4 protein-coding genes and 2 pseudogenes are annotated in these 3898 nt (G+C 58.6%); 3 read left to right on the forward strand and 3 right to left on the reverse strand.

Annotation, left to right across the window (positions count from 1 at the left end; all coding sequences use genetic code 11):
- Positions 1-398: 398 nt before the first annotated feature.
- A complete protein-coding gene (locus WCB02_RS32265; RefSeq protein ID WP_423964659.1) occupies positions 399-1391 on the reverse strand; it encodes a zinc-dependent alcohol dehydrogenase family protein in 993 nt (330 codons plus the stop codon).
- Positions 1392-1517: 126 nt separating this feature from the next.
- Here WCB02_RS32265 and WCB02_RS32270 point away from each other — a divergent pair.
- Positions 1518-1649: pseudogene (locus tag WCB02_RS32270) on the forward strand (helix-turn-helix domain-containing protein); the annotation flags it as partial.
- Between the two features lie 77 nt (positions 1650-1726).
- On the opposite strand, the gene WCB02_RS32275 reads toward WCB02_RS32270, so the two are convergent.
- Positions 1727-1948, reverse strand: a complete 222-nt coding sequence (locus tag WCB02_RS32275) for a hypothetical protein (protein WP_423964652.1) — start codon at positions 1946-1948, stop codon at positions 1727-1729.
- 50 nt (positions 1949-1998) lie between these two features.
- Here WCB02_RS32275 and WCB02_RS32280 point away from each other — a divergent pair, with 50 nt between their 5' ends.
- On the forward strand, positions 1999-2424 hold the full coding sequence (locus WCB02_RS32280) for a hypothetical protein (RefSeq protein ID WP_423964654.1): 426 nt from the start codon (positions 1999-2001) through the stop codon (positions 2422-2424).
- A 104-nt stretch (positions 2425-2528) separates the two neighbouring features.
- On the opposite strand, the gene WCB02_RS32285 is transcribed toward WCB02_RS32280, so the two are convergent.
- Positions 2529-2672, reverse strand: coding sequence for a hypothetical protein (locus WCB02_RS32285; RefSeq protein ID WP_423964656.1), 144 nt, complete (start codon positions 2670-2672; stop codon positions 2529-2531).
- Between the two features lie 755 nt (positions 2673-3427).
- Here WCB02_RS32285 and WCB02_RS32290 point away from each other — a divergent pair.
- Positions 3428-3898, forward strand: a pseudogene (locus WCB02_RS32290) (hypothetical protein); the annotation flags it as partial.

Here is a 3898-nt window from a genome sequence, read left to right on the forward strand (position 1 = left end):
TCGTCGGCCTGCTGGTCGCCCGCATGCCGCTCGGCGCGGCCATGGGAGCCGGCGCAATCTGCTCCTACGTCGTCGCCATTGCCGCAGCGCTCCTGCTGCCCGAGACGCGCGGTGCAAAGCTCGACGACGCGGAATGAGGACAACCGCTCGCCGCATCGATGCGCCCGGCGTCCCTCATTCAGCCCAGGGCCATACATCTCTCGAGCATGATCGCGCGTGCCATAATGCCCGCAGGTGAGTACCGTTGTTCGCGGCATTTCAAAATGCGTTGTCCCGCGCGCACATCGGATGGTCGATCAGGTCGACGACGGACGGGCCTCCGTGCGCGATCACTGCCGTCAGGCGTTCGAGCGTCGACTCGGACGAGAGAACCGAAATGGTTCAGGTTGTTTGCTATGTCATGATCCCGCGCCCTGCTCGACGTCGATGGAGAGTTTGCCGCGCGCCTGGCCCTCGGCGATCAGACGGTAGGCCTCGTCAACTCTGTCCAGCGTGAACCGTCGCGGATCCAGCGATGGTGATAGTTGCCCGGCTTCGGCCATGCGCGCCGCCTCGGACAAGATCTCGCCGTGATGCTTCCGCCCCTCACCCGTCAACAGAGGCAGCAGCGTGAAGACGCCCGAGTAACTGGCGGCACGAAATGATAGCGGTCCGAGCGCATGCGTTCCCCAGCCGAGCGCGCTCGCCACGTGGCCGAACCGGCGCACGGCCGCGAAAGCGCCATCCAGCGCCATGCCTCCCACGGTGTCATAGACGAGATCGAAGCCATGATCGCCGGTCAGGCGTATTACGAACGCCTCAACGGGCTCCGAGCGGTCGATAAAACCGGCTCCCAAACCTTCAATCACCTGCCTGCTGGACGCTGACCCAGTCGCGAAGACCTTGGCGCCGCGGGCACGGGCGATCTGGATTACCATCTGGCCGACGCCACCCGCGCCGCCCAGAACCAGCACGACCTGGCCGGCCCGAACAGCCATGCGGTCGACCAGGCCCTCCCATGCCGTGATGAAGACAAGCGGCACGACGCTGGCTTCGCGCATGCCGAGATTGGTCGGTTTGTGCGCGAGCAGATCGGCATCCACCGCGGTATATTGGGCAAGCGAACCCTGATGTCCGCCAACGCCTCCGGTCATTCCGAAGACCTCATCGCCGACCCGGAAGCGCGTCACCCCCGGACCGGTCGCAGCGACCGTGCCAGCGAGGTCGAGGCCAAGGATTGCCGGCAGCTTTTGCCGTGCATGCTCAGCCGCGCCCTCGCGGATTTTCAAGTCCAGCGGATTTACGCCACTCGCGGCGACCCGAACCAGTACCTCGCCCGCGCTCGCGACCGGGCGGGCGACGGTGGCAAGACGGAAGGGCGCACGGTGCGCTGTAAGAAGGGCCGCATGCATCGTGGGGTGACTGTTCATCGCGAAAAATCCTGGTGGCGTCGGAGCATCGGCCATTCTATTTCGGATAGCGATAGATAATACTGCACGAAATTCATGCAGTCTTGTTCGATGGGGCCAGACATCATATTGGACAGGAGCGATGTTCGCGTTTTCCTGGCTATCGCGCGTGAAGCTACGCTCGGGGCAGCGGCCTGCCAGTTCGGCCGGACTCAACCTTTGATGGGGCGGCGCCTGCGCGCCCTGGAGACGGCGGTTGGACTCGGTGCGCAAGCTCGCTAGCAAGGCGTTTAGGGCTGGCGCCAAAGACAACACCTCCCTAATAGTCGCACGCCGTGTTAGCTCTCCTCATTTTTCGAATCTGACGTTGAAGACGAACTAGAGAATGTAGCGACAAGCCTAGGAAGACTCAGTTCGTCGGCATCCTTTGCATTTTTACGGATGAACGCAAGCAGTTCATCCGACGCAGCAAACCATTCCGCGCCGACAGTGTGCTGTCTGAAGCGCATTGATCCCACAAATTGGTTGTGAATCTCGCGTTCGCGCTGCTCAGCATCCATCGCCGGACGCTTCCCCTCTGTGAACAAGATCGCACCTGGAAATTCTAGGCTTGACGATGATGATTCAACGCCTCGCTACTGGAATCCCTTCGGTGAATATCGGGAATGGCAGCCTTCAAATTTCGGTCGAGCTCAATGTGCCAACGGATTCGAACAGCAAGCGCGTCTCGGGTTTCTTCGCGAAGGATACGCAAACCGATGACGCGCATCTAATGCACGATGGCGGAGTCGGTGGTGGCCGAAAGGGCGTTGGCCAAACGGCATTTCTCGCGTGGTCGGACTCCAAACTAGTTCCTGTAGCGGATGCCGAAGGGGACGTTCGCCTCGGAATTATCGTCGCGCCGGTCGATACCAGGGAAACTGCCTCAGATATTGCCCGCTTTTTGCAGCGTACGATCGAGGTTAAGGCTGCCGTGAAGCGGGGAGAGACAAGCACCCCGGAAGCACGGGCCGCACAACGTCGATTCGGCGACTAGTTCGACGAGTTTCGGGCAAGAAACGAACGCGGCGTATAAAGGAAATCGAATACATCTCCCGCCATGGCGACATTGTCGGTGCTTGTGGCGACAGAGAACGCTAACTAAAAGCGAGCGAGAAATTCGTCAAAGATGCCTATATTGATCTTGGGGTGCAGTCGGGAAACGCTCTGCGCGAGTTGTATGAGGTGAAGTCGAGCTGCGATCGCCAGGCTCTGTACACTGCGATCGGCCAAATTGTCGTCCATGACGACTCTCCAAATGGCAGTTGTAAGCGTTTTATGGTCCTACCAGACGCCGAAACGATCCCGGGAGACGTAAAGCAGGCTCTGACCCGTTCGGGTATTTGCCTTATTCGATTCGAACTCGGGGGAGATAGGGTTCGCATGCTCAAACCTACCTGACGGCTTTTCGCGCGATTAGGAGTATGGGCCGCGATATGGGCTGTCAAACCGGTGACTTCGGGAAGCACTGAGAAACAAGAGTTTTTCGGCCATTTTGGCGGAGGGAGAGGAACTGGGTTCGGACTGCCTCCCCGTTGGCCAACGTAGCCGATGGTACCTCAGCGTATAAACGCCGCGATCGATGTACATTTTGCTCACTTCGGAGAACGCAGACGACAACGTCACCTTTTGATGTCAGCAATCTTGCGCGATGGATCGAACACGGGGCCGAGAACAGCCCGGTGCATGAATGCATGGTCCGCTATTGGGTCGAAGCACATCTCAAGCGAACTTAATGGAGTTTGTAGCGCCTTGGACACCCTTGCCGACGGTGAGGATTGTCGTTGCTGTCCACGCGGGACACATAAAGTCGGAGTGACGTCGCGCGCTGCGTCGGAATACCCAATTTAAAGTGTCACACAAAAGCAACACGCCTGAATGATTCACTCTAGATCGCTGCTGCTATCTTGCGCACCTCAACGCTACACGCTCTGATTGCTTAGGGCTTCGGCCTGTCGCAGTAATTTCTGCCGCAGCTCTGAAATTTCGCGGAGCTTGTGATGATGAAGCGTTATAATTTGCATTTTCTACCCGTGATTTTTGGGCTGAGTGGCTGCGGAACTTACGTTCCAGACACACAGGATTTTCCGGGGAATCAAGGTGACCAGCAACTGCTTGTGCAGTCGGTGATCACGAGCGTCCGGTGCGAGGTCGCCAACGCTATCAACGACATATACGACCAGACGAACACCTATCCTACTTTGAAGCCGATCGCGCGTGCGTTCGATGGCTGGGGACTCCAGTTAACACTGTCTCTCAAGACTGAGGAAAAAGGCTCGCTGAACCCTACGGTGGTGTGGACGCCTCCAAATCCCGCGACCGCATTATTCTCGCTTGCCGGGTCCGCCACGGCGACGGCTGACGCAATACGAACGGATAAGCTCTACTTCTACTACAAAGTCAAAGATCTGAAGGGCCATCGGTGTCCCACAGGAGTGCAACCGGCAGGGCCGGTCTCTTCGCCTTTGATC

Origin of the sequence: Bradyrhizobium sp., assembly GCF_049581145.1 — a bacterium.
GTDB lineage: Bacteria > Pseudomonadota > Alphaproteobacteria > Rhizobiales > Xanthobacteraceae > Bradyrhizobium.